The organism is Cohaesibacter haloalkalitolerans, from assembly GCF_003574655.1.
Lineage (GTDB): Bacteria > Pseudomonadota > Alphaproteobacteria > Rhizobiales > Cohaesibacteraceae > Cohaesibacter > Cohaesibacter haloalkalitolerans.
In genome coordinates, this window is the sequence record NZ_QNUM01000015.1 from 1 (window position 1) to 19,508 (window position 19,508).

Here is a 19,508-nt window from a genome sequence, read left to right on the forward strand (position 1 = left end):
ATTCATCGTGCATCGCTGGTACGACATCTCGCTCAACGGTCTGGCCAAGTTCCACACCCGCAACCTGCCGCGTTTCGAGAGTGCAATGGCTGCCACCGGCAAGGCGCCGCGCTGCATGAGCCTGTCGTTGGCCGCCTGGCTTGCCTTCTACACCGGCGCCTTTGCGGGCAGTGCCGAGCTGCCGCCGCGTGATGCCGAGGATGTGATTGCGACCATGGCAAAGATCGGTGCGCTGAAGGACAGTGATGGTGTTGCCGCGATGGTCAAGGCCTATCTCGCCGAAGAGAGCATCTGGGGCAAGTCCCTTGCGTCCGACACCCTCGTTGCCGCCGTGGCCGATGCCTATGAATTCCTGACCAAGGGATCCTTCGCTCTTGATGACCTCACCAAGTGGGTCAATGCCTGAGCGAGTTGGTGTCTTTTAGACAATGAAAGCGATGCTGGCGGGCGCGGCCTGCCAGCATCCTTGTCAGTTTTCAGGAAGTCCGAAGTGTGAAAGCTTTCGGGCTTCTTTCTTTTGCCTGCCCGGGCATGGGCTCTCCCTCAAGATGCACAGAATTTTCTCTGGAATTGCGGGCAACTTTTTCCTGAAATCGATCCGCCGGTTCGTGTGTTTTTCTCGGATATGGTCTTTTGCATATGATTTTTACCAAATCGGCAAAACATAGGATGTATATCGGAAAACATGCAGATTAATTGGGAATCAAAGTTGACATTCTTGCGCATTTTATGTCAATCATGGGATGAAATGGAGGGCTGGAGGCTCGACCCCCATATCCTTTGCAAGACACGCTTAGACGGGCCTTATTGGTTTCAAGATCCATACATGGGAGGGATTATGAAAACTCTGCTGAAATACTCATTGGCGGCCGCAGTGGCTTTGACGACTATGGTTGGCGCTGCCTGGGCTGACGTGACGATCAAGGTTGCCTACGAAAACAACCCGGGTGAACCGCTCGACATCGTGGTCAACAAATGGGCCAAGGATCTCGAAGCAAAAAGCAACGGGACCATCAAGCTTGAGCTGTATCCTAGCTCCCAGCTGGGTTCCAAGCAGGACGTGACCGAGCAGGCCATGTTCGGTTCCAACGTCATCACCATCAGTGACGTTGGCTTTCTTGCCGACTTTGTGCCAGACCTTGGCATTCTGTTTGGCCCTTACCTGACCGAAGATCCGGCAAAGCTCTTCGCTATCTACGAGAGCGACTGGTTCAAGGAAAAGGAAAAGGAACTGAACGAAAAAGGCGTTCATCTGGTCATGAAGAACTACCTCTATGGTGTTCGTGAACTGATCGCCAACAAACCGGTTCGTACCCCTGAAGACCTGAAGGGTCTGAAGATCCGTACTCCGAATAACGTCATGCAGATCAAGGCTATTGAAGCCATGGGCGGCACGCCGACCCCGATGCCGCTTGGTGAAGCATACACGGCTCTGTCCCAAGGTATCATCGACGGTGTCGAGAACCCGCTTGCCGTTATCTACGGTGCAAAGTTCCAGGAAGAAGCCAAGTATCTTTCCATGATCAACTACCTGACCAACACGTCCGTGTTCATCGGTGGTGAAGCCTTCTTCAAGACCCTTGATCCGAAAGATCTGGAACTGATCCATCAGACCGCTTACGACGCTGGCGTCTACAGCCAGCAGCTGGCCGCTGAAAGCGAAGCAGACTTCATTGCGAAGTTCAAGGAAGCTGGTGTGGAAGTAATCTATCCTGACGTAGCACCGTTCCGCGAAAAGGCAATGGCTGTCTACTCCCAGTTCCCTGAGTGGAGCGAAGGTCTCTACAACAAGATCCAGGAACAGTTGAAGTAAGTTCCGATACAATGCCTCTGCCTGTCGCAGTCCCTGCGGCAGGCACGTTCAACGCCTTGACTTGAAACGGAATTCAAATGTCTATAACGCGTCGAATCTTCACGATTCTGCTGGGCCTGCCACTTGCCTATCTGGTCCTGGCTACTTCCTATTCGGTTTTCATGCGCTACTGGATGGAAGATCCCATTTTGTGGATGGAAGAAACGTCCGGCCTTGCCATGATCTGGGTTGTCATGGTCGGAGCAATGTGCGCCGAGCGGGATGGCGAGAACCTCTCCATCGCATTCCTGACAGAGCTGATGGGAGAAAAGACCCGACTGATCTGCTCGGTGGTGGTTTCCCTGTTCTCGATCGGGCTGCTGCTCTATATCGCCTATCTCGGGCATAGCCTTGCCAACCGTGTTGCATTCAAGCTGACGGGCGTGCTGAAGATCTCCTGGTACTGGATCGATATTGCCGTACCGGTTGGCATGGTCGGTGCAGCGGTCTTCGTTGCCATCAACATGGTCAAGAAAATCCGTGGACTGGACCATCAAGAACATAACAACGAAGGAGAAGCAGCATGACCTGGCTGTGGATCATCCCTCTCATGTTGTTGGCCTTTGCGCTCAACATGCGCCTCTATCTCGGCATCCTTTTGGCCGTTCTCTGCTACTTCACCTTTTTCTCCTTCACGCCGCCTGAAATCGCCATCCAGCGTTTCATCGCACCGGCGCTGAACACATCGCTGCTGGCTATTCCATTCTTCGTCATGCTCGGCACGCTGATGGCCCACTCCGGGGTTGCCGAGCGCATCATCGACGTTGCGCTGCTGATGGTTGGCCGCATCCGTGGTGGTCTTGCCCTGACCAACATTCTGGTATCGAGCCTTCTGGGCGGTCTTTCCGCATCGAACCTTGCCGACAGCGCCATGCTGACCCGCATGATGGTTCCGGAAATGGAACGTCATGGCTATGACCGTGGCTTCTCTGCTGCTGTTACCGCTGCCGGTTCGCTGATCACGCCAATCATTCCTCCCGGAATTGCGCTGATCATCTACGCGCTGATCGCCGACGTCTCCGTTGCCTCCATGTTCATGGCTGGTATCATACCCGGCCTGCTCTGCGCCTTCCTCTTGATGGTCACCGCCTATCTGGTTTCGGTCAAGCGCGGCTATCTGCCAAAGAGCATGAAGCGTCCGACCCCACGCGAAGCTGGCATTACGCTGCTGCGCTCCTGGCCAGCCTTCCTGCTGATCATCGTCATCATCGGCGGTATCCGTCTTGGCATCTTCACGCCAACGGAAGCCGGTGCTGTCGCTGTGCTTGCCATCATCCTGATCGGTACCCTGCTGCACCGCACGATGACCTTTGGTGACATTCTCAACTCGGTTTATTCCGCTGGCAAATCCACGGCATCCGTGCTGCTGATCATCATGGCCAGTGGTGCTCTTGGCTGGATCTTCTCGAACGAAAAGGCCGGTCTGGCATTCGCCGAGATGATCACCCACTTCACCACCAACAAGTATCTGTTCCTTATCACGCTCAACATTGCCCTTCTGTTTTTCGGCATGTTGATCGAAGGAACGGCGCTGATGATCATTCTGGTGCCGCTGCTCAAACCGACCCTGATGAGCATGGGGATCGATCCGGTGCATTTCGGCATCATCATGATCCTCAACATGTCCATCGGCACGCTGACGCCGCCGGTTGGTACGGTGATGCTGGTTGTCTCGCAACTCGCCAATGTGGACGTGATGCGCTTTACCAAGGCTGCGGTGCCGTTCTACATCGCCCTGTTCATTGCGCTTGGTCTGGTGATCTTCATTCCGGAGATCTCCCTGCTGCTGCCACACATGAGCCAGTAGGCTTCAGGAACACACCAATCAAAAAGCCCCGTGGAGCGATCCGCGGGGCTTTTTTCATGTCTGGCTGTTTGCGATGTCGGTCAAGATGGCCTTGGCTGTCGAGAGGCAAAGTGGCATGACGCGGGGACCTGAGCATGGAGCAGCAAGGGCGCTTGGCGCCTTTTAACGCGCAGCTTCCGGGGCCGTATCGGCCTCGTTGTCGCCGCCATTCTTGGAAAAGAAGTCGGGGTTGTTTCTGACCCAGCTCTGCACACCGGAAACATGGGCATACATGGCGTATTTCGCTCCTTCCACATCCTGAGCCTCAATGCAGTTGAGCACGGCTTCGTGCTCGATGCGCAGGTTGTTGGTGGCGCTTTCGGTTAGCCGGTTGCGCCAGATGCGGGCACGCAGGGCAGGGGCGGAGACCACATTGAGCAGGGATGCCATGATCGGATTCTTGGTCGTTTCCGCGATGATGTGATGGAACTCGGAGTCCTTCTTGAGCAGGGTGTCCGTGTCCTCGGCCCTGACCATCGCCATGTGGCATTTCTTGAGCCGGTCGAGATCGGCCTTGGTGCGCCGGGCGGCGGCGATGGCCGTGGTGTGCAGTTCCATCAGGATGCGGATTTCGAGGAACCAGAGCACGGCTTCCGGCCCGGAGACGTCAACCGCGAAGCGCAGGGTTTCAATCATCTGGGTCGGATCCAGTCCGGAGACATAGGTTCCATCGCCTTGCCGGGCTTCAAGAATTTTCATCGCGCTCATGGCGCGAACGGCTTCTCTGAGAGAGTTGCGCGAAACACCGAGCTGGGCCGAGAATTCGGTTTCGTTTGGCAGTCGATCCCCCGGCTTGATTTCACCGGAACGAATCAGGTTCTGAACCAGTGAAATGGCCAAATCCACCTTTGGGCTACTCATGTTTGTGGGCACCTCTTCAAAGAATGTCGGAACCACACATTAGCAATTGGTGGCCGTAAGTCAATGATCCTATCAATGGCAAAAAATTGGCACAAATCACCCCGAATTTTCCAGCAGTTATTGACATTCATCCCATGAATATGTCATAAACATCCCATCAATGATGGATATTTGAGAAAAGTATCAGGTAAAACACTGAATTTTTCCGTATTCATGGGAGCTATCTTTAAAATGCGTTGAGAAGCATCCAAGAGTTATCAAACATGCCCGGGCGGTCGAGACGGGCCTGACGATTGACGTAGAGCCATCTATCACAGGCCAAATCCTCCCAAGACGCTTGGTTCCACCGCAATCCCCCTCAAGAGGTGAGTGGTTCCAAAGGTCTCCTGCCCGGGCGTGAAACCAATACCAAGAATTGGGGGCGGGTGCCGTTCCCGAAAGAAATATCGCTAAGGAGTTAAGTGATGAAAGCGCTTTGCATTGTAGATGCTGAGAAAAGTGAAGTTCGCGATGTCGAACCAATGACCATGGGGCCGGACGATGTGGTCGTTCAGGTCTCTTACGTTGGCTTCTGCGGCAGTGACCTCAACACCTATATGGGCAAGAACCCGCTGGTTCAGCTGCCACGCATTCCCGGTCATGAAGCATCTGGCTTCATCATCGAAAAGGGAGCCAATGTCAGCGCGGATCTGAAGATCGGCCAGTCTGTCATCCTGTGGCCTTACTCCGCCTGTGGCCATTGCAGCAGCTGCCGCGCCGGCCGTTACAATGCCTGCCGCTACAACGAAACCCTTGGCGTTCAGCGCGATGGCGCTCTGCGCGAGAAAATGGTCATCCGCGCCGATTGCGTCGTGCCGAACGACAGCCTGAGTCCGAAACGTCAGGTTCTGGTCGAGCCGCTTTCCGTTGGTTTCCATGCTGCTGCCCGTGGTCGTACCCAGGCTGGCGAAACCGTGGTCGTTCTGGGCTGTGGCATGATCGGCGTTGGCGCCATCATGGGCGCTGCTGCCCGCGGCGCACGTGTCATTGCCGTTGATACCAGCACCGACAAGGAAGCTATTGCGAAACTGGCTGGTGCTTCCGAGTTCCTCAGCCTCAGCGGTGAAGAGCTGGTCAAGAAGGTCAACGAACTGACCGACGACAACGGCGCCAATGTGGTCATCGAGGCTGTTGGTCTGCCGATCACCTTCACCACCGCTGTTGACATTGCCTGCTTCTGCGGTCGCGTGGTCTATGTCGGCTACTCCAAGGCTCCGGTTACCTATGAAACCAAGTTCTTCAACCTCAAGGAACTGGACATCATGGGCTCCCGCAATGCCATGCGCGAAGACTTCGATGCGGTTATCGCTGCCCTGCTGAAGATGGGTGACGACATGGACAAGCTGATCACCAAGACCTTCCCGATGGATGAAGCCGCCGACGTGCTGCCTTATTGGGAAAAGAACAAGAACGACGTTCTCAAGCTGGTTGTTGAACTCTGAGACTGACGTTATCCTGCCCTTAGTGGCAGTTTCCGGGGTGACCGGAAGAAAACAAGTCTGACCCGAAACGAAGCAGGGGCGAATTGCGTGAAAGCGGTTCGCCCCTGTTTTGCATCGAGCTGACAGTGCAATTCCCGCTGCGTCCTTGTGGCCAGGAGTGAACTGGAACGGCTCAAAAACTGCTGAAATCTGAGCTTCTTGCGAGAAAGGGCGCAGCAGATATGCGGGAATCCGCATGCGATTTGTCATATCCACCCTGTGACCGAATTCGGGAGCTGATAGCCTCTGGTCAACGCGAAGACCAAGAGAGTGGGAGCAGGAACGTGCCAACAGCGGAGATCTATCGTTTTAGCGACGACTATATGCAATTGACCTTGCCGGGCGCTTCAATCGAGCGACTGAATACAGGCAATCTGTGGGCCGAAGGTCCGGTCTATTTCCCCGCAGGAGATTTTCTCATCTGGTCGGACATTCCCAACGACTGCCAGTGGCAGTGGGTGCCCGGGCTTGGCTGTCGGGTCTACAGCCACCACTCCAACAATTCCAACGGCAACACGCGGGATCGTCAGGGGCGACTGGTTTCATGCCAGCATCTGACCCGTTCGGTTGTCCGGACCGAATGGGATGGCAGCACCACGACCCTTGCCGATGGCCACGATGGCAAACCTCTCAATTCCCCCAATGATGTCATCGTTGCTTCCGACGGGGCTGTCTGGTTCACGGATCCGAGCTACGGCATCCTCAGCGACTATGAAGGCAAGAAGAGCACGCCGGAACAGGCGGGCTGCTATGTCTACCGCATTGATCCGGATACCGGCGCTGTGACGGCCATGATAACCTCGCTGAAAATGCCGAACGGATTGGCATTTTCACCGGATGAAAAAACGCTTTATGTGGCTGACTCCAGCCGGTCGCACTATAGCGATGGCTATCATCACATCTTTGCCTTCGATGTTGGGCCGGACTGGTCGTTGAGCAATCAGCGGGTCTTCGCCGAGATCGAACATGGTGTGCCCGATGGTATGCGGACTGATGAACTGGGCAATCTATGGTCTTCATCAGCAAGGGGGGTCGAGACCTACGGGCCGGATGGCTCGCACAAGGGCTACATCGCGATACCGGAAACAGTTTCAAATCTTTGTTTTGGTGGCAGGAAGCGCAATCGCCTCTTCATCACGGCGTCGACATCCGTCTATGCCGTCTATGTTGCCGTCAAAGGGAGTGAGTAAGAAAGACCGCCGGCGATCTGGCCGGCGGGCAGGACTGACAATCGGAGTTGAACATTTTTCAATGGGAGTAAGAAATGTCCAATAAGAAGGAAAGAGCCGAACAGGAAGGTCGCCGTGATTTCCTCAAGGGAGTGGTGCTTGGCTCGGCCGCTCTTGGCAGTGGTCTGGTAACGCCCGGCCTCGTCATCGGCGAGAGCGGAAAGGCCATGGCCGCACAGGATGAACGGGTCAAGATGGCCTTTGTGCAGATCCAGCCGCACACTGTGTCGTCAGCCTGGAGCGTTGGACTGGAGGAAGTCCTTTCGACCCAGCAGACCATCGACTATCAGCAACTGGACGGCCAGAACAAGGTCGAGGTTCAAGTCAGCCTGATGGATACGCTGATCAACGAGGGCGCCAAGGTCATCTTCCTGCAGCCCATTGACAGTGTGGCGCTCGGGCCATCCATCAAGAAGGCGCGCCGTCGCGGCATTGCCGTCATCACCCTCAATATCGATGCTTCCGAGGAACATGCCGCCCATGTGGAAATGAACCACTATTATGGTGCCATGGATATTGCCAAGGAAATGGGCAAACGGATGGGTGGCAAGGGCAAGGTCGCCATTCTCAATGCGCCTCCGGGCATCATCATCCGTGACCAGCGCACCAACGGCTTCGTGGATGGCATGAAGAAATATTATCCAGACATCCAGATCGCCGCTGATCAGGTTGCCGACTGGTCGCGCAAGAAGGCTCAGGATGTGCTGTCCAACATTCTGACCGCCCAGCCCGACATCACGGGCGTTTACGGGGTCAACGATTCCATGGCGCTTGGTGGCGTTGACGTCTGCAAGCAGAAGGGCATTCTCGACAAGATGGTGATCTTTGGCAACGACGGTGAAACCGCCGCTCTTGAATCCATCGAACGGGGCGAGTTGACCGGAACCCAGTTTACCGACGTCTATCAGCAGGGGCGCTTTGCTGCCGCAGCCGCATCGGTCTTCGTTTCCGGTGGTGTGACAGCAAAAGAGTTCAAACAGCAGGGCAAGCTGCTGATGCCTTATGTCATCGCAACGTCCGAGACGGTCGGTTCCATTCAGCCAGCCCAGCGCTGGTAGTTCGGCATTGTCCATTGAAGCCGCTGCCCATCGGGCAGCGGTTTTTTTCCACTCACCTCTCGCGCAGGGTTCTCAATATGGTACGCCTCCGCCAGTTGCCCAACATCGAGTTGTTGGCATTTTTCTTACTTCTGTACGCCTTCTTCTGCTTCTATGCCCCGCATTTCAATACCGCATCCAATCTGGAGAATTTGCTCGTTGGCTATTCCTTCATTGCGGTGCTGGCGATCGGGCAGTCCTTCCCGATCATGGTGCGCGGCATCGATCTGAGCATCGGCTCTATCATGGCGCTTGGCGGTATGGTGCTGTTCGACCTCAGCGTCATCTATGAGGTTCCGGGCTATGTGGTCATTCCGGCGGTGCTGCTGGTCTGCCTTCTGGCCGGATTGCTGAACGGGGCGCTGGTCGTCTGGCTGCGGTTGCAGCCGTTTGTTGCGACGCTGTCGACGCTGGCGGCCTATCGTGGTGTCGTCTATGCGATTTCAGGTCGGCAACTGTTTCCGGAAATGGCGACCAGACCGATCACCGACCCGTGGCTGACGGGCATGGATTCCTATCTCGATATCGGCGGTGTCACCGGGCTTGACCAGTATATGGAGATGCCCTGGCTGCCGCTGTCCTTCTTCCTGCTGGTCGGTATTTTCATCATCATCCAGACGATGCACAGCAAGACCCAGTTCGGCATGAATTTCAAGATCGTCGGCGGCAACCCGGAAGCGGCGCGGCTGGCGGGTATCAATGTCAAGCTGACGATCCTCAGCGCCTACGGCCTGTCCGGATTGAGCGCCGGTATTGCCGCGATCATTCTGGTGACGCGCCTGACAACGGCAACAGAGGCGCTCGGCAACGGCATGGAACTGACGGCCATTGCCTCGGCGGTCATCGGCGGCATTAGCCTGCAGGGTGGCATCGGCAACGCCTTCGGGCCGATCATCGGCGCGATGCTGCTTGGCATCATCCTGCTTGGCCTTACGCTGCTCGGCATCTCGCAGTTCGTCCAGCAAATCATTTCTGGCCTGATCCTCATTGGCGCGATCGGATATGACAAGCTTCTGTCCGACTTCCGAATGCGCAAGGCCCGCGCCATGCAGAGTGGGAGTTGATCATGTCCAAACAGATCCTTCTTGAAGGCAGGAAGCTGAGCAAGACCTTCGGGCGCTTTGTTGCCCTGCAGGAGACCGACTTTGCCATACATGCGGGGGAAGTCCATGGCCTGTGCGGCAGCAACGGCGCGGGCAAGTCAACCCTCATCAAGATCCTCACCGGGGCGCATCGACCAACCGGTGGCGAGGTTCATGTCAATGGTACACTGGCGCCAGCGGGCAGTCCGCTGGCCATGCTGGAGCTTGGGGTGGCCTGCATATATCAGCACTCCAACCTGATCCCGGCGCTCACCGTGCTGGACAATGTCTTCCTCGGTCGGCCGCCAAAAACCAAACTCGGCTTCATTGATGCGACCGAGCAGCGCCGCAAGGCGGAAGCGCTGCTTGAGAAATACAATATCGACCTTGATCTTGATGCTCAGGTGTCGACGCTGGCCACCGTCAAGCAGAAGGAAGTGGAGATCCTGAAGGCGTTGGCGCTTGACGCGCAGGTGATCCTGATGGACGAGCCGACGGCCTGGCTGTCCCATTCGGAAGTTCGCAAGCTGCACGACACCATTGCCCGCCTGCGGGCGCTCGGGGTCGGGTTGGTCTACATCTCCCATGTTCTCGACGAAGTGTTTCAGGTCTGCGATGCCGTTACCGTCATGCGGGACGGTGCCGTGGTCTGGAACGGGTCGATTGATGAGATCACCCGCCCCGAGTTGGTTGACCGCATGGTGGGCAACGATCTGGGGGAAGCCTCGCGATCGGTAGCCGCCGAGCCAAGGCATCCGAAGGGAACCGGCGAGATTCTGCTTTCAGCGCGTGATCTGGGCATGACCAACACCTTCGAAGATATCAGCTTCGATCTCTATAAGGGCGAAATTCTCTGCCTTACCGGTCTCATCGGGTCAAAGCGGACCGAGCTGCTGCACAGCATTTTCGGCTCGGCCAAATTCTCGGCCGGAACGCTGGACGTGTTGGGGCGGTCGGTGCGCTACTCCTCACCTTCAGAGGCCATCGCGGCGGGCATTGGCTTTGTACCGGAAGACCGGCTGCGAGACGGATTGCTGCTGGATCATTCGGTGTCTGACAACCTGATCTTTGCCGCGCTCGACAAGGTCTCCCGGTGGGGGTTCTGGAACAACAGGGCTGTGCGGGAGCTGACCGAGCGCCAGATCCGCGACCTCAATGTGAAGCCGGCGGATGGCAGCAAAATCGTCAAGCGCCTGAGCGGTGGAAACCAGCAGAAAGTGCTGCTCGGCAAATGGCTGGAAATAGAACCGAAGATCCTGTTCCTCGACGAGCCGACGGTTGGTGTCGACGTGGGAGCCAAGGCCGAGATCTATGCCATTCTGCGCAAATTGCGCGCACAGGGAACGGCGATCCTTCTGGTCTCTTCCGACATGGAAGAGGTGATGGCCATCGCTGACCGTATTGCCGTCATGGTATCCGGTCGGATGACCATGACCTGCGCCGCCGATGACATCACCCAGGAAGAACTGGTGCTTCAGATCAGTGGAGGAAACAAGTAATGCTGAGCCTGATTTCCTACCTCAGAACCGCCATCCCGACCTATGCCATGCCGGTGGCGCTGCTGATTGTCATCGGCCTGTTTGGCGCTTTGGCGCCGGTGTTCCTGACTCCGGCCAACTTCACGGCCATCATCTATCAGATGTCGATCACCGGCATCATGGCGGTCTGCATGACCTTTGTCATCATGACCGGCGGCATCGACCTGTCGGTTGGGCCGGTGCTGGCGACATCGGGGCTGGTGGTCTTCTTCCTGCTTCATATCGCCCACTTCCCGCTGTTTCCGGCGGTGGTCTTGGGCATCCTGACGGGGGCGGTGACCGGAGCCATCAGCGGGTTGGTAATCGCGCTGTTCAGTCTGCCTGCCATGATCGTGACGCTGGGCATGCTGTCCATTGTCAGGGGCAGCGCGCTTCTTGCCGGTGGGCCGGATCTGCATCTGGTGCGCGAACAGCCTGGGTTCGAATTCATTGGCAATGGCTTCCTGTTCGGCATTCCGTTTGCCATCTGGATTTTCGTTGCAGTCAGCCTGCTGCTGATCTTCATCCAGAAGCGCACGACTTTCGGGCTGCAGGTGGCGGCTGTTGGTGACAATGAACGGGCGGCCTATCTTTCGGGCCGGCGCGTCAAGCTCGTCAAGATGATGACCTACGTCATCTGTGGTATGGGGGCGGCACTGGCCGGTATCATTCAGAGCTCGCAGGTCCACACTGCGGCGGCAACCTATGGCGAGTTCGGCACGGAGCTGGATGTGATTGCCGCAGTCGTGCTGGGCGGTGCCAGCCTTCTGGGTGGCAAGGGGTCTGTGGCCCGCACCATTCTGGGCGTGCTGTTCCTTGCGGTGCTCAACAATGGCTTCAACATTCTCAATGTGCCGATCGACTATCAGCTGATCATCAAGGGAGGCATCATCGTGATTGCGCTGTCCCTCACAGAATGGGCCAACAGCAAGGTTGCCTAGCGACCGGCTCTGCCGGTTGCCAAGAGAAAATCAGGGAGCGGCTCCGCCGCTCTTTGTGCCGTTTCTGGCAGGGCGCCGGTCTGGTGCGGGCGCTGAGATGCGAGCGGAGGATCAACGGCCGGTTTGTGTTGTCGTCTCCAATGCTCTGGTTTAAGGTGTTGCAATGACAGAACAAACGTCCATCCCCGCGACATTTTCGACAGAGCAGGTCATCAATATCACCCGCGCGATTGCCGGTCGTGTCGGCTATCAGGCCGTTATCGACGCGATGAGCGAGGAGATTCAGGAGATTCTGCCACACAATCATTTCGATGTGGTGATCCTTGATGAGGCCAAGGAGAATCTCGTCGCCTATGAAACGGGTATCCAGACCGAGTGGGGCGGGGTCAACCGGAAGAATGTCTCCACCAGCCCGATCCGTGACATCCTTCTGGGCAAGGTGGATTATCTCATCACCCCCAACGCGATGGAGGACACCCGCTTCAACAATGCCGCGATGTTCAACCAGCCGATCTTTGAGCACACGCTGCGCTCGCGCCTGCATGTTCAGGTCAGGGTGGCTGGTGAACTGATCGGTGCACTGTCGATTTCCTCCACCCGTCCCGGCCTTTATTCCCTGCAACATATCGAGAATGCCAAGCTGCTGAGCGATCTCATCGGTCCCTATTTCTTCGCCCTGTGGCAGTCGGAGCTGGTGCGGGCTGCGGAAATCGAGCGGGTGAAGGAAGCCGCCCGGCTGGAAGGCCTGCGCACCGGCGCGCGCTATGTCACCGACGAGCTGGAGCGGGCCCGCGCCCAGATCGGCATGGACCTGCACGACCAGACGCTGGCCGATCTTTCACGCACCTTGCGCTGGCTGGGCTCGGTGGATGAACTTGATCGCGATGAGCTGGATGAACTTAAAGAAGAGCTGGGCAGCTGTCTTCTGGGGCTCAGGCAGATCGTCGATGACGCCAAGCCGACGGTTCTGGAGATGTTCGGCCTGATGGAGGCGGTGGAAGCCCAGCTTGACCGACAGATCAAGACGGCGCGACAGGAGATCGATGTCGAGCTTGTAGACCAGTCGGATGGTCGCATCGACGAATTGCCGCTGAGCCTCAGGATTGTCTTCTACCGCATCCTGCAGGAAGCGGGCAACAATGCCATTCGCCATTCGGGCTGCGACCGTCTCCTCGTCACCTTCCGGAGCGATGATGACAGGCTGATCATTTCCTTTCGGGACAACGGATGCGGCTATCGCCAGGAAAATTACGCCAGCCGCGGTGGCATGCTGAACATGCAGATCCGGGCGTCACTGGTCGGGGCGAAGGTGCGCTTTTCCTGTCCGGGCGAGCCGGCGGAGCTGACCATTTCCTATTCTCGGGACCAGGATGCAGGGGAGCCGATAGCGCTATGAAGGCACGCTCGATACTGATCGTTGAAGATGACCTGCTGCACCGGGAATTCCTGCGCAAGGTGGTCAGCAATCCGGACATGGGCTTTGTCGATGTGCAGGAGGCCAGCGACGGCGAGGAGGGTCTTGCGCTCGCGCTCAAGTTTCGTCCCGATGCCATCATTCTCGATCTGCAGATCCCCAAGATTACCGGTGTTGACGTGGCCAAGGCGGTCTGGGCCCACTTTCCCGATCTGCCGATCATGTTCTGGTCGAACTATGCTGACGAGGCCTATGTGCGCGGTGTTGCCAAGGTGGCGCCGTCGAACACCGCCTATGGCTATCTTCTCAAATCCTCGTCGTCTGATCGGCTTGAAAGGGCCATGCGGGGGATTTTCGAGGACCGGCAGACCATCATCGACTATGAAGTGGTGGGCATCCAGAAGCGGGCCAAGAACAGCTATCACGCGCTCACTGATGCGGAATATGAGGTGCTGCTCGATATTGCGCTGGGGCTGACGGACAGTGCCATTTCGGAGCGGCGCAATATCTCGATGCGCACGGTGCAAAGCCGGTTGCAGAGCATCTATGCCAAGATGGGGATCAGCGAGGTGCCGAGCAGCAAGGGCGGTGCGGTGTTCAACCGGCGCAACCGGGCGGTCGTTCTGGCCCTGATGGCACGGCAGATCAACAGCAAGACCCTTGAGGCGCTCAACAACGAACTGGCGTTTGACGAATAGCCGTAACGCAAGCCGGGCAGAATGGCAAAAAGGCTGGCCGGTTCTGTTAAGAGCCCTGCCAGCCTTGTTTTTTGAGGCGCTTTCCGCGCCAGTCTCCGGTTGCTTGTCGCTTCAGAGAGCGATCTTGACAACAACCTTGCGCACCATGGTCGGTTCGCCAGCGGCACAGCCGGGGCGGTGCACATCCCACGGATAGACAACAGCATAGCTGCCTTCGGAAAGGCAGAGCATGCTTTCATCCGGCACGGACGCAAAGAAGCAGACGTCTTTTTCAGCCAGCAGGTCTTCGGACATGGCAGGGGCTTTTGCCAGCTGGGCAATGCCGATCAGTTCCTTGCCTTTGGCGACATACTGGATGTCGAGATAGCGTTTGTGTGCCTCGGGGCGGGCTTCTTCCAGCGATTTGGATTCGTATTCCTGCACCAGTGCAAAAATCCGGTCGCCATCGATCTCATGGCGTCCCAGAGGAAGGGACATCACGTCGGACTTGGCGATGAAACGAAGGCCTTCAAGGATGTTGGCCGGCAAGTTGGCTTCATCCAGAGACAGGTTTTCTATAGAACCATAAATCAAGGTCAGTCTCCTTGTTGAATGACGGCCCGGCCAAAATGGCCGGGCCGAGCGAGGTGAATGAACGTTCCATCCGGTCGGAGGGAGGAACAATCGCTCTGGTTAAAGCGTATTGACCGGATAGTGGACGGGTTCACCTTTCGCAAACCGTACGGCCTCCTCGGCAACCTTGCGCTTCAACTCAGCAGAAGATTCCTCGGAATAATAGGCCATGTGAGGGGTCAGAAATACATTGTCCATGTCGAGAAGACGCGATTTCTTGTCGATCGGTTCCTGAGCAACGCAGTCAAGGGCTGCCCCGCCCAGAACGCCTGCTTCGAGCAGATCGGCAAGAGCCTCTTCGTCAACGATGCCGCCGCGGGCGGTGTTGATGAGGAAGGCACCCTGCTTCATGCTCTTGAGCCGCTCGGCATTGATCAGATTGCGCGTTTCATCGCTGAGAGGGCAATGGATCGAGAGCACATCCGACTTGGCGAGAAGCTCGTCGATGTCGACCTGTCGAACGCCCGGAATTCTGCTTTCCAGGTCTTTCTTGTTGAGGTCGCACACCAGAACTTCCTTGCCGAGCGGCAGGGCTTTCCTGGCAAACAGTCCGCCGATGCGGCCTGCGCCGAGCACACCGATGGTCATCTCGGTGATGCGGCGAATCGGGGCCATCTTGCGGAAATCCCAATCGCGGTTGCGGGTATGGGAAACGGTTGCCGGGATCTTGCGGATGAGGGCCATCATCAGGGCAAGGGCGTGGTCGGAGACTTCATGCATGCCGTAGTCGGGCACGTTGCAGACCTGAACGCCGTGGCGGGTGGCCGCTGCCAGATCGACGTTGTCGACGCCAACGCCGTAACGGACGATCTGCTTGACTTCCGGCAGGGCGGTGAAGACGCGTTCATCGAACTTGCCATACTGGTTGAGGATGATGTTGCCACCCTTGCACTGCTCGATGACTTCGTCCTGGGTGCGTGCGGCCATGTGCGTGAAACCGAGCCCGGCCTTGGCGAGCACGTCAGTTTCGATCTGCATGGACTCGTGGTCGCAATCGGAAACGATGACTTTCATGTGATTGACTTTCACTTTCTCAATTTGGCTCGATTAACGACCCAGATAGCCGCCATCGACGGGGATGATGGTGCCGTTGACATAGTCGGAAGCGCCCGATGCGAGGAACAGCAGCGGCCCTTTCATGTCTTCCGGGGTGCCCCAGCGATGGGTCGGAATGCGGGCCGAAATCTCGGCGTTGCGTCCTTCATCGGCGAGCAGGGCGCTGTTCATGTCCGTTGCCATGTAGCCGGGGGCCAGAGCGTTGATGCAGATTCCCTTGCTGGCCCATTCGTTGGACAGGGCCTTGGTCAACTGGGCAATGCCGCCCTTGCTGGCTGCGTAGGCAGGCACGGTGAAGCCGCCAAAGAAGCTCAGCAGCGAGGCAATGTTGACAATCTTGCCGCGGCCCTTTGGCAACATGACACGGGCGGCGCGCTGGCAGAGGTCGAAGACGGCAGTCAGGTTGACTTCCAGCACGGCGTTCCAGTCTTCAAGGGGGAACTCTTCACTCTTGTGGCGCTTCTGGACCCCGGCGGCGGTGACCAGAATGTCGAGGTCTCCACCGAGCAGTTCGAGAGCCTTGTCGAAGCCTTCGGCACGGGCCTTGGCGTCGGCAAGATCAACGGTCAGACCGTGGCAGGCAAAGCCGCGGTCGCAGAATTCCTTGGCGACGTCCTTGACGCTTGCGCCAGAGCCAAAAATGACAACCTCGACACCGGCTTCGAGCAATACTTCGGCCATGCCCTTGCCAAGGCCGCGGGTGCCGCCGGTTACAATGGCTTTCTGGCCGGTTACATCATATGGATTCATGATCAATAACTCCTGATATCCTAAGCCTGGCAGTCAACGAGGACCTTGACCGTGTTAACGGCCGGGTCGGCGATCATGTCGAAGATGCCTTCGGACTGTGTCAGTGGAACAATCTGGGTGATGACCTTCTTTAGGTCTTCGGTAATGGTCTGGGCATAGGCGACGGAGACCTCGAACTCGTTCTTGGTGTAGACGCGCGAGCCGATCAGGTTCTGTTCCTTGAAGTTCATGTCGCGCAGATCAACCGGGCGTGGCTCCTTGTGAATACCGGTCATGCAGATGGTGCCGCCGATGCGGGTGATCTTGGTCATCTCGGCAGCGGAACTCGGAGCGCCGGAACATTCGAAGACAATGTCGACGCCTTCGCCGTTGGTGCTGTCATTGATATAGTCGACCAGATTTGTGTCCTTGACATTGACGGTTTCCAGACCAAGGTCCTTGCAGACGTCGAGGCGGGCCTGATCCACGTCGGAAACGACAATCCGGGAGGCGCCGGAATGCTTGAGGACGATGGCGGTGAGGACGCCGATCGGACCGGCACCGGTCACGACGGTCGAGTCGAGCACGTTGAACTTGGCCTGATGCAGCGAACGAACGACCACGGCGAGCGGTTCAACCAGCGCGGCGATCTCGTTGGTCATGGTGTCCGGCACCTTGAACAGCACGTCTTCATCGATCCAGGCGTGGTCGGCGATGCCACCATCCATGTCTATGCCGATCAGCTTGAGCGACTTGCAGACGTGCGGATGGCCGGTGCGGCAGGCAAGGCATTCGCCGCAGGAAATGAGCGGATAGGCAACGACGCGGTCGCCGACGGCAAAGCGGCCAGATCCGTCCTTGATTTCCTCGATGGTGCCGACGAACTCATGGCCCAGCACGAGAGGAGCCTTTGCGCGCGGATGCTTGCCTGCGAAAATGCCGATATCCGATCCGCAAATGCCGCAGTAGTGCATTTTCACCTTGGCTGCTCCACTACGACCTTTGGGCTCCGGAACGTCCTGAACTTCAACCTTGTGCGGGGCCGTATAAACTAGCGCTTTCATTTCATTTCTCCTAGATGAGGCGTCATCGTTCCAATCGCTCCGATTGCCGAAGATGCGCCTGCTTGACCATTGCGCCCTAGCGCGCGAAAAAGTCAAAGATCTCCTGTTGCCGCGCACGGATGCGCGGCAATTCCTTGTCATGGTCTGCTCCTGATGACTAGTTCATCAGGCCTGCTGCGCGGGGCAGCATGAGAGAGATTTCCGGAACAAAGGTCACAACCATCAACAGAGCGGTCAGGATCAGGAAGTAGGGAAGCAGAGGTTTGACAACCTGTTCGATCTTCAAGTCCGCTATTCGACAGCCCACGAATAATATGGGTCCGACCGGCGGTGTAATGGTTCCGATGCAGAGGTTGAAGACCATCAGCACGCCGAAATGCACCACGTCAAAGCCGAGTGACAGGGCAATGGGCAGGAAGATCGGTGCGAAGATGAGAATTGCCGGTGTCGGGTCCATCACGCAGCCGAGCAGCAGCATGACAATGTTCATGATGATCATGATCAGAACCGGGCTGTCGGTAACGCTCAGAAGCGAGCTTGCGATGATGTTCGGGATTTTGGCAAAGGCCATGATCCAGCCCATGATGGCGGAAACACCGATCATGAAGATGATCATTGCGGTTGTCTTGACGGTTGCCAGCAGAAACTGCGGGATCATGTCCACCGTGATGGTGCGGTAGATGAAGGACAGGATCGTGACATAGACAACGGCGATGCAGCTGGCTTCGGTTGGCGTGAAGATACCGGAGATGATCCCGCCGACGACCACGAAGATCAGGAAGAGCGAGGGAACTGCATCAATGGTGATCTTCAGGTTGTCCTTGAAGGAGCCGAGCTTTTCGGACTTGTAGCCGGCCTTGCGGGCAAAGAACAGGGCAGGGATCATGCAGCCCAGACCCCACAGGATGCCCGGACCGTAACCTGCCACGAACAGGGCCGCAACGGAGGCGCCACCACTGGCAAGCGAGTAGATGATGAAGGTGTTGCTCGGGGGAATGAGCATGCCGGCAGGGGCAGACGCGATGTTTGCGGCGGCTGCAACGTTCGGGTCATAGCCTTCGTTCTTCTGCTGCGGGCCGATTGCGCCGCCGATGGCTGCCGCTGCTGCCACGCCGGAGCCGCTGATGGCGCCGAACAACATGTTGGCAACGATGTTGGTCTGGATCAGCGCGCCGGGGATGAACCATATCACCGCCTTGGCGAAGTTGATCAGCCTTTGCGCGATACCGCCGTTGGTCATGATGATGCCAGCGAGCACGAAGAAGGGGATCGCCAGCAGCGAGAAGGAGTTGATGCCAGCAAAAATGCGCTGTGCTGCGGTGATTGCCATCTTGTCGAAGCCGAAGATGGTGGTCATGGCCAGCACCGAGCCAATGCCCATGCTGATACTGATGGGCACACCGATCGCAAGCAGGATCGGTATGGAGATAAGCATGATAAGGCCGATATCAGCTGCGTTTGCCATGGATCAGCCCTCCATTTTGCTTGGTTGGTCCTGGTTCATTCCGACCAGGGTTCTGAAATCGTTCCAGATATTGTAAAGGCAGTAGAAGACCGAGAAACCACCGCACAGGGGAAGAGCCAGATAGATCTGTCCCGTCTTGATATAGGGAATGGCGGCGTTGGTCTGGCGCATCGTTCGCTGCACCGCATCGATCCCGCCGATGAGCAGAATGCTCGCGATGAAGCCGAGGATCAGGATGCTGATGATGATCTGGAAAATGGTCTGCGTCCGGGGGGGCATGATATCGAGGCCAAATTCGATGGCCATATGTCCCTTTTCGCCGAAGAGAAGGGCTGCGCCCAACAGGACAAACCAAACGAACATGATCTTTGCCAGCTCTTCGGACACGGCCCCGGAGCTATTGAAGAAGAAGCGGCCGATGACCTGCCAGGTAACGGCGATCACCAGAAGTCCGCAGAGAATTGTGCAAGTCGTCGCCAGAATTCTGTCAGCCCAGCGCTTGATCGCATGCATCGAAAATACCTC

At 57.1% G+C, this 19,508-nt stretch carries 19 protein-coding genes; 12 read left to right on the forward strand and 7 right to left on the reverse strand.

The features are described 5' to 3' along the window. The 4 genes from DSL70_RS21465 to DSL70_RS21480 form a co-directional block, all read left to right on the forward strand. The coding region (locus tag DSL70_RS21465; protein WP_205563513.1) for a mannitol dehydrogenase family protein at positions 1-406 on the forward strand (406 nt) is incomplete at its 5' end. 432 nt (positions 407-838) lie between these two features. Further along, positions 839-1,813: a C4-dicarboxylate TRAP transporter substrate-binding protein gene (locus tag DSL70_RS21470; protein ID WP_119310037.1), complete on the forward strand. Its 975-nt coding sequence runs from the start codon at positions 839-841 to the stop codon at positions 1,811-1,813. A gap of 77 nt (positions 1,814-1,890) precedes the next feature. Continuing rightward, positions 1,891-2,379, forward strand: a complete 489-nt coding sequence (locus tag DSL70_RS21475) for a TRAP transporter small permease (protein ID WP_119310038.1) — start codon at positions 1,891-1,893, stop codon at positions 2,377-2,379. After that, on the forward strand, positions 2,376-3,659 hold the full coding sequence (locus DSL70_RS21480) for a TRAP transporter large permease (protein WP_119310039.1): 1,284 nt from the start codon (positions 2,376-2,378) through the stop codon (positions 3,657-3,659). The genes DSL70_RS21475 and DSL70_RS21480 overlap by 4 nt, the downstream gene beginning before the upstream one ends. A 162-nt stretch (positions 3,660-3,821) precedes the next feature. Here DSL70_RS21480 and DSL70_RS21485 read toward each other — a convergent pair whose 3' ends face one another. After that, positions 3,822-4,559: a FadR/GntR family transcriptional regulator gene (locus DSL70_RS21485; protein ID WP_119310040.1), complete on the reverse strand. Its 738-nt coding sequence runs from the start codon at positions 4,557-4,559 to the stop codon at positions 3,822-3,824. A gap of 464 nt (positions 4,560-5,023) precedes the next feature. Between DSL70_RS21485 and DSL70_RS21490 the strand changes: the two genes are divergently transcribed. From DSL70_RS21490 to DSL70_RS21520, 8 genes are all read left to right on the forward strand, one after another. Beyond that, positions 5,024-6,040 carry a zinc-binding alcohol dehydrogenase family protein gene (locus DSL70_RS21490; protein ID WP_119310041.1) on the forward strand — a complete coding sequence of 339 codons (1,017 nt, stop codon included), beginning with the start codon at positions 5,024-5,026 and terminating at the stop codon, positions 6,038-6,040. 323 nt (positions 6,041-6,363) lie between these two features. Further along, on the forward strand, positions 6,364-7,269 hold the full coding sequence (locus DSL70_RS21495) for an SMP-30/gluconolactonase/LRE family protein (protein ID WP_425359370.1): 906 nt from the start codon (positions 6,364-6,366) through the stop codon (positions 7,267-7,269). Between the two features lie 74 nt (positions 7,270-7,343). Then, entirely contained in the window at positions 7,344-8,366 is a 1,023-nt protein-coding gene (locus tag DSL70_RS21500; RefSeq protein WP_119310043.1) for a sugar ABC transporter substrate-binding protein, read from the forward strand. Positions 8,367-8,443: 77 nt separating this feature from the next. Further along, positions 8,444-9,469: an ABC transporter permease gene (locus DSL70_RS21505; RefSeq protein WP_162916978.1), complete on the forward strand. Its 1,026-nt coding sequence runs from the start codon at positions 8,444-8,446 to the stop codon at positions 9,467-9,469. A gap of 2 nt (positions 9,470-9,471) precedes the next feature. Continuing rightward, on the forward strand, positions 9,472-10,986 hold the full coding sequence (locus DSL70_RS21510; RefSeq protein WP_119310045.1) for a sugar ABC transporter ATP-binding protein: 1,515 nt from the start codon (positions 9,472-9,474) through the stop codon (positions 10,984-10,986). Beyond that, positions 10,986-11,945 carry an ABC transporter permease gene (locus DSL70_RS21515; protein WP_119310046.1) on the forward strand — a complete coding sequence of 320 codons (960 nt, stop codon included), beginning with the start codon at positions 10,986-10,988 and terminating at the stop codon, positions 11,943-11,945. The genes DSL70_RS21510 and DSL70_RS21515 overlap by 1 nt, the downstream gene beginning before the upstream one ends. Positions 11,946-12,108: 163 nt before the next feature. Beyond that, positions 12,109-13,341 (forward strand): GAF domain-containing sensor histidine kinase, encoded by a 1,233-nt coding sequence (locus DSL70_RS22380; RefSeq protein ID WP_162916979.1) that lies wholly within the window; start codon positions 12,109-12,111, stop codon positions 13,339-13,341. Further along, the gene (locus tag DSL70_RS21520) at positions 13,338-14,057 is read left to right on the forward strand and encodes a response regulator transcription factor (RefSeq protein ID WP_162916981.1); all 720 of its coding nucleotides are present in this window, start codon (positions 13,338-13,340) and stop codon (positions 14,055-14,057) included. Before DSL70_RS22380 ends, DSL70_RS21520 begins: the two co-directional genes overlap by 4 nt. A 111-nt stretch (positions 14,058-14,168) precedes the next feature. Here the strand turns inward: DSL70_RS21520 and DSL70_RS21525 are convergent, their stop codons facing one another. From DSL70_RS21525 to DSL70_RS21550, 6 genes are all read right to left on the reverse strand, one after another. Then, positions 14,169-14,630, reverse strand: a complete 462-nt coding sequence (locus DSL70_RS21525; RefSeq protein WP_119310048.1) for a NanQ anomerase/TabA/YiaL family protein — start codon at positions 14,628-14,630, stop codon at positions 14,169-14,171. A gap of 99 nt (positions 14,631-14,729) precedes the next feature. Continuing rightward, positions 14,730-15,683: a C-terminal binding protein gene (locus tag DSL70_RS21530; RefSeq protein WP_119310049.1), complete on the reverse strand. Its 954-nt coding sequence runs from the start codon at positions 15,681-15,683 to the stop codon at positions 14,730-14,732. Between the two features lie 33 nt (positions 15,684-15,716). After that, positions 15,717-16,475: an SDR family oxidoreductase gene (locus DSL70_RS21535; RefSeq protein WP_119310050.1), complete on the reverse strand. Its 759-nt coding sequence runs from the start codon at positions 16,473-16,475 to the stop codon at positions 15,717-15,719. 20 nt (positions 16,476-16,495) lie between these two features. Then, complete coding sequence (locus DSL70_RS21540) at positions 16,496-17,518, reverse strand: zinc-dependent alcohol dehydrogenase (protein ID WP_119310051.1); 1,023 nt, start codon at positions 17,516-17,518, stop codon at positions 16,496-16,498. A 157-nt stretch (positions 17,519-17,675) separates the two neighbouring features. Next, positions 17,676-18,983, reverse strand: coding sequence for a TRAP transporter large permease (locus DSL70_RS21545; RefSeq protein ID WP_119310052.1), 1,308 nt, complete (start codon positions 18,981-18,983; stop codon positions 17,676-17,678). Between the two features lie 3 nt (positions 18,984-18,986). Beyond that, positions 18,987-19,496, reverse strand: a complete 510-nt coding sequence (locus DSL70_RS21550) for a TRAP transporter small permease (protein ID WP_119310053.1) — start codon at positions 19,494-19,496, stop codon at positions 18,987-18,989. Between the last annotated feature and the right edge of the window lie 12 nt (positions 19,497-19,508).

What these genes read in the sequence shown, in the direction of transcription:
- DSL70_RS22380 (WP_162916979.1), top strand. Translation starts at nt 12,109, where the DNA reads ATGACAGAACAAACGTCCATCCCCGCGACATTTTCGACAGAGCAGGTC.
- DSL70_RS21515 (WP_119310046.1), top strand. Translation starts at nt 10,986, where the DNA reads ATGCTGAGCCTGATTTCCTACCTCAGAACCGCCATCCCGACCTATGCC.
- DSL70_RS21550 (WP_119310053.1), bottom strand. Translation starts at nt 19,496, where the DNA reads ATGCATGCGATCAAGCGCTGGGCTGACAGAATTCTGGCGACGACTTGC.
- DSL70_RS21520 (WP_162916981.1), top strand. Translation starts at nt 13,338, where the DNA reads ATGAAGGCACGCTCGATACTGATCGTTGAAGATGACCTGCTGCACCGG.
- DSL70_RS21475 (WP_119310038.1), top strand. Translation starts at nt 1,891, where the DNA reads ATGTCTATAACGCGTCGAATCTTCACGATTCTGCTGGGCCTGCCACTT.
- DSL70_RS21490 (WP_119310041.1), top strand. Translation starts at nt 5,024, where the DNA reads ATGAAAGCGCTTTGCATTGTAGATGCTGAGAAAAGTGAAGTTCGCGAT.
- DSL70_RS21535 (WP_119310050.1), bottom strand. Translation starts at nt 16,475, where the DNA reads ATGAATCCATATGATGTAACCGGCCAGAAAGCCATTGTAACCGGCGGC.
- DSL70_RS21540 (WP_119310051.1), bottom strand. Translation starts at nt 17,518, where the DNA reads ATGAAAGCGCTAGTTTATACGGCCCCGCACAAGGTTGAAGTTCAGGAC.
- DSL70_RS21480 (WP_119310039.1), top strand. Translation starts at nt 2,376, where the DNA reads ATGACCTGGCTGTGGATCATCCCTCTCATGTTGTTGGCCTTTGCGCTC.
- DSL70_RS21530 (WP_119310049.1), bottom strand. Translation starts at nt 15,683, where the DNA reads ATGAAAGTCATCGTTTCCGATTGCGACCACGAGTCCATGCAGATCGAA.
- DSL70_RS21505 (WP_162916978.1), top strand. Translation starts at nt 8,444, where the DNA reads ATGGTACGCCTCCGCCAGTTGCCCAACATCGAGTTGTTGGCATTTTTC.
- DSL70_RS21545 (WP_119310052.1), bottom strand. Translation starts at nt 18,983, where the DNA reads ATGGCAAACGCAGCTGATATCGGCCTTATCATGCTTATCTCCATACCG.
- DSL70_RS21500 (WP_119310043.1), top strand. Translation starts at nt 7,344, where the DNA reads ATGTCCAATAAGAAGGAAAGAGCCGAACAGGAAGGTCGCCGTGATTTC.
- DSL70_RS21485 (WP_119310040.1), bottom strand. Translation starts at nt 4,559, where the DNA reads ATGAGTAGCCCAAAGGTGGATTTGGCCATTTCACTGGTTCAGAACCTG.
- DSL70_RS21510 (WP_119310045.1), top strand. Translation starts at nt 9,472, where the DNA reads ATGTCCAAACAGATCCTTCTTGAAGGCAGGAAGCTGAGCAAGACCTTC.
- DSL70_RS21470 (WP_119310037.1), top strand. Translation starts at nt 839, where the DNA reads ATGAAAACTCTGCTGAAATACTCATTGGCGGCCGCAGTGGCTTTGACG.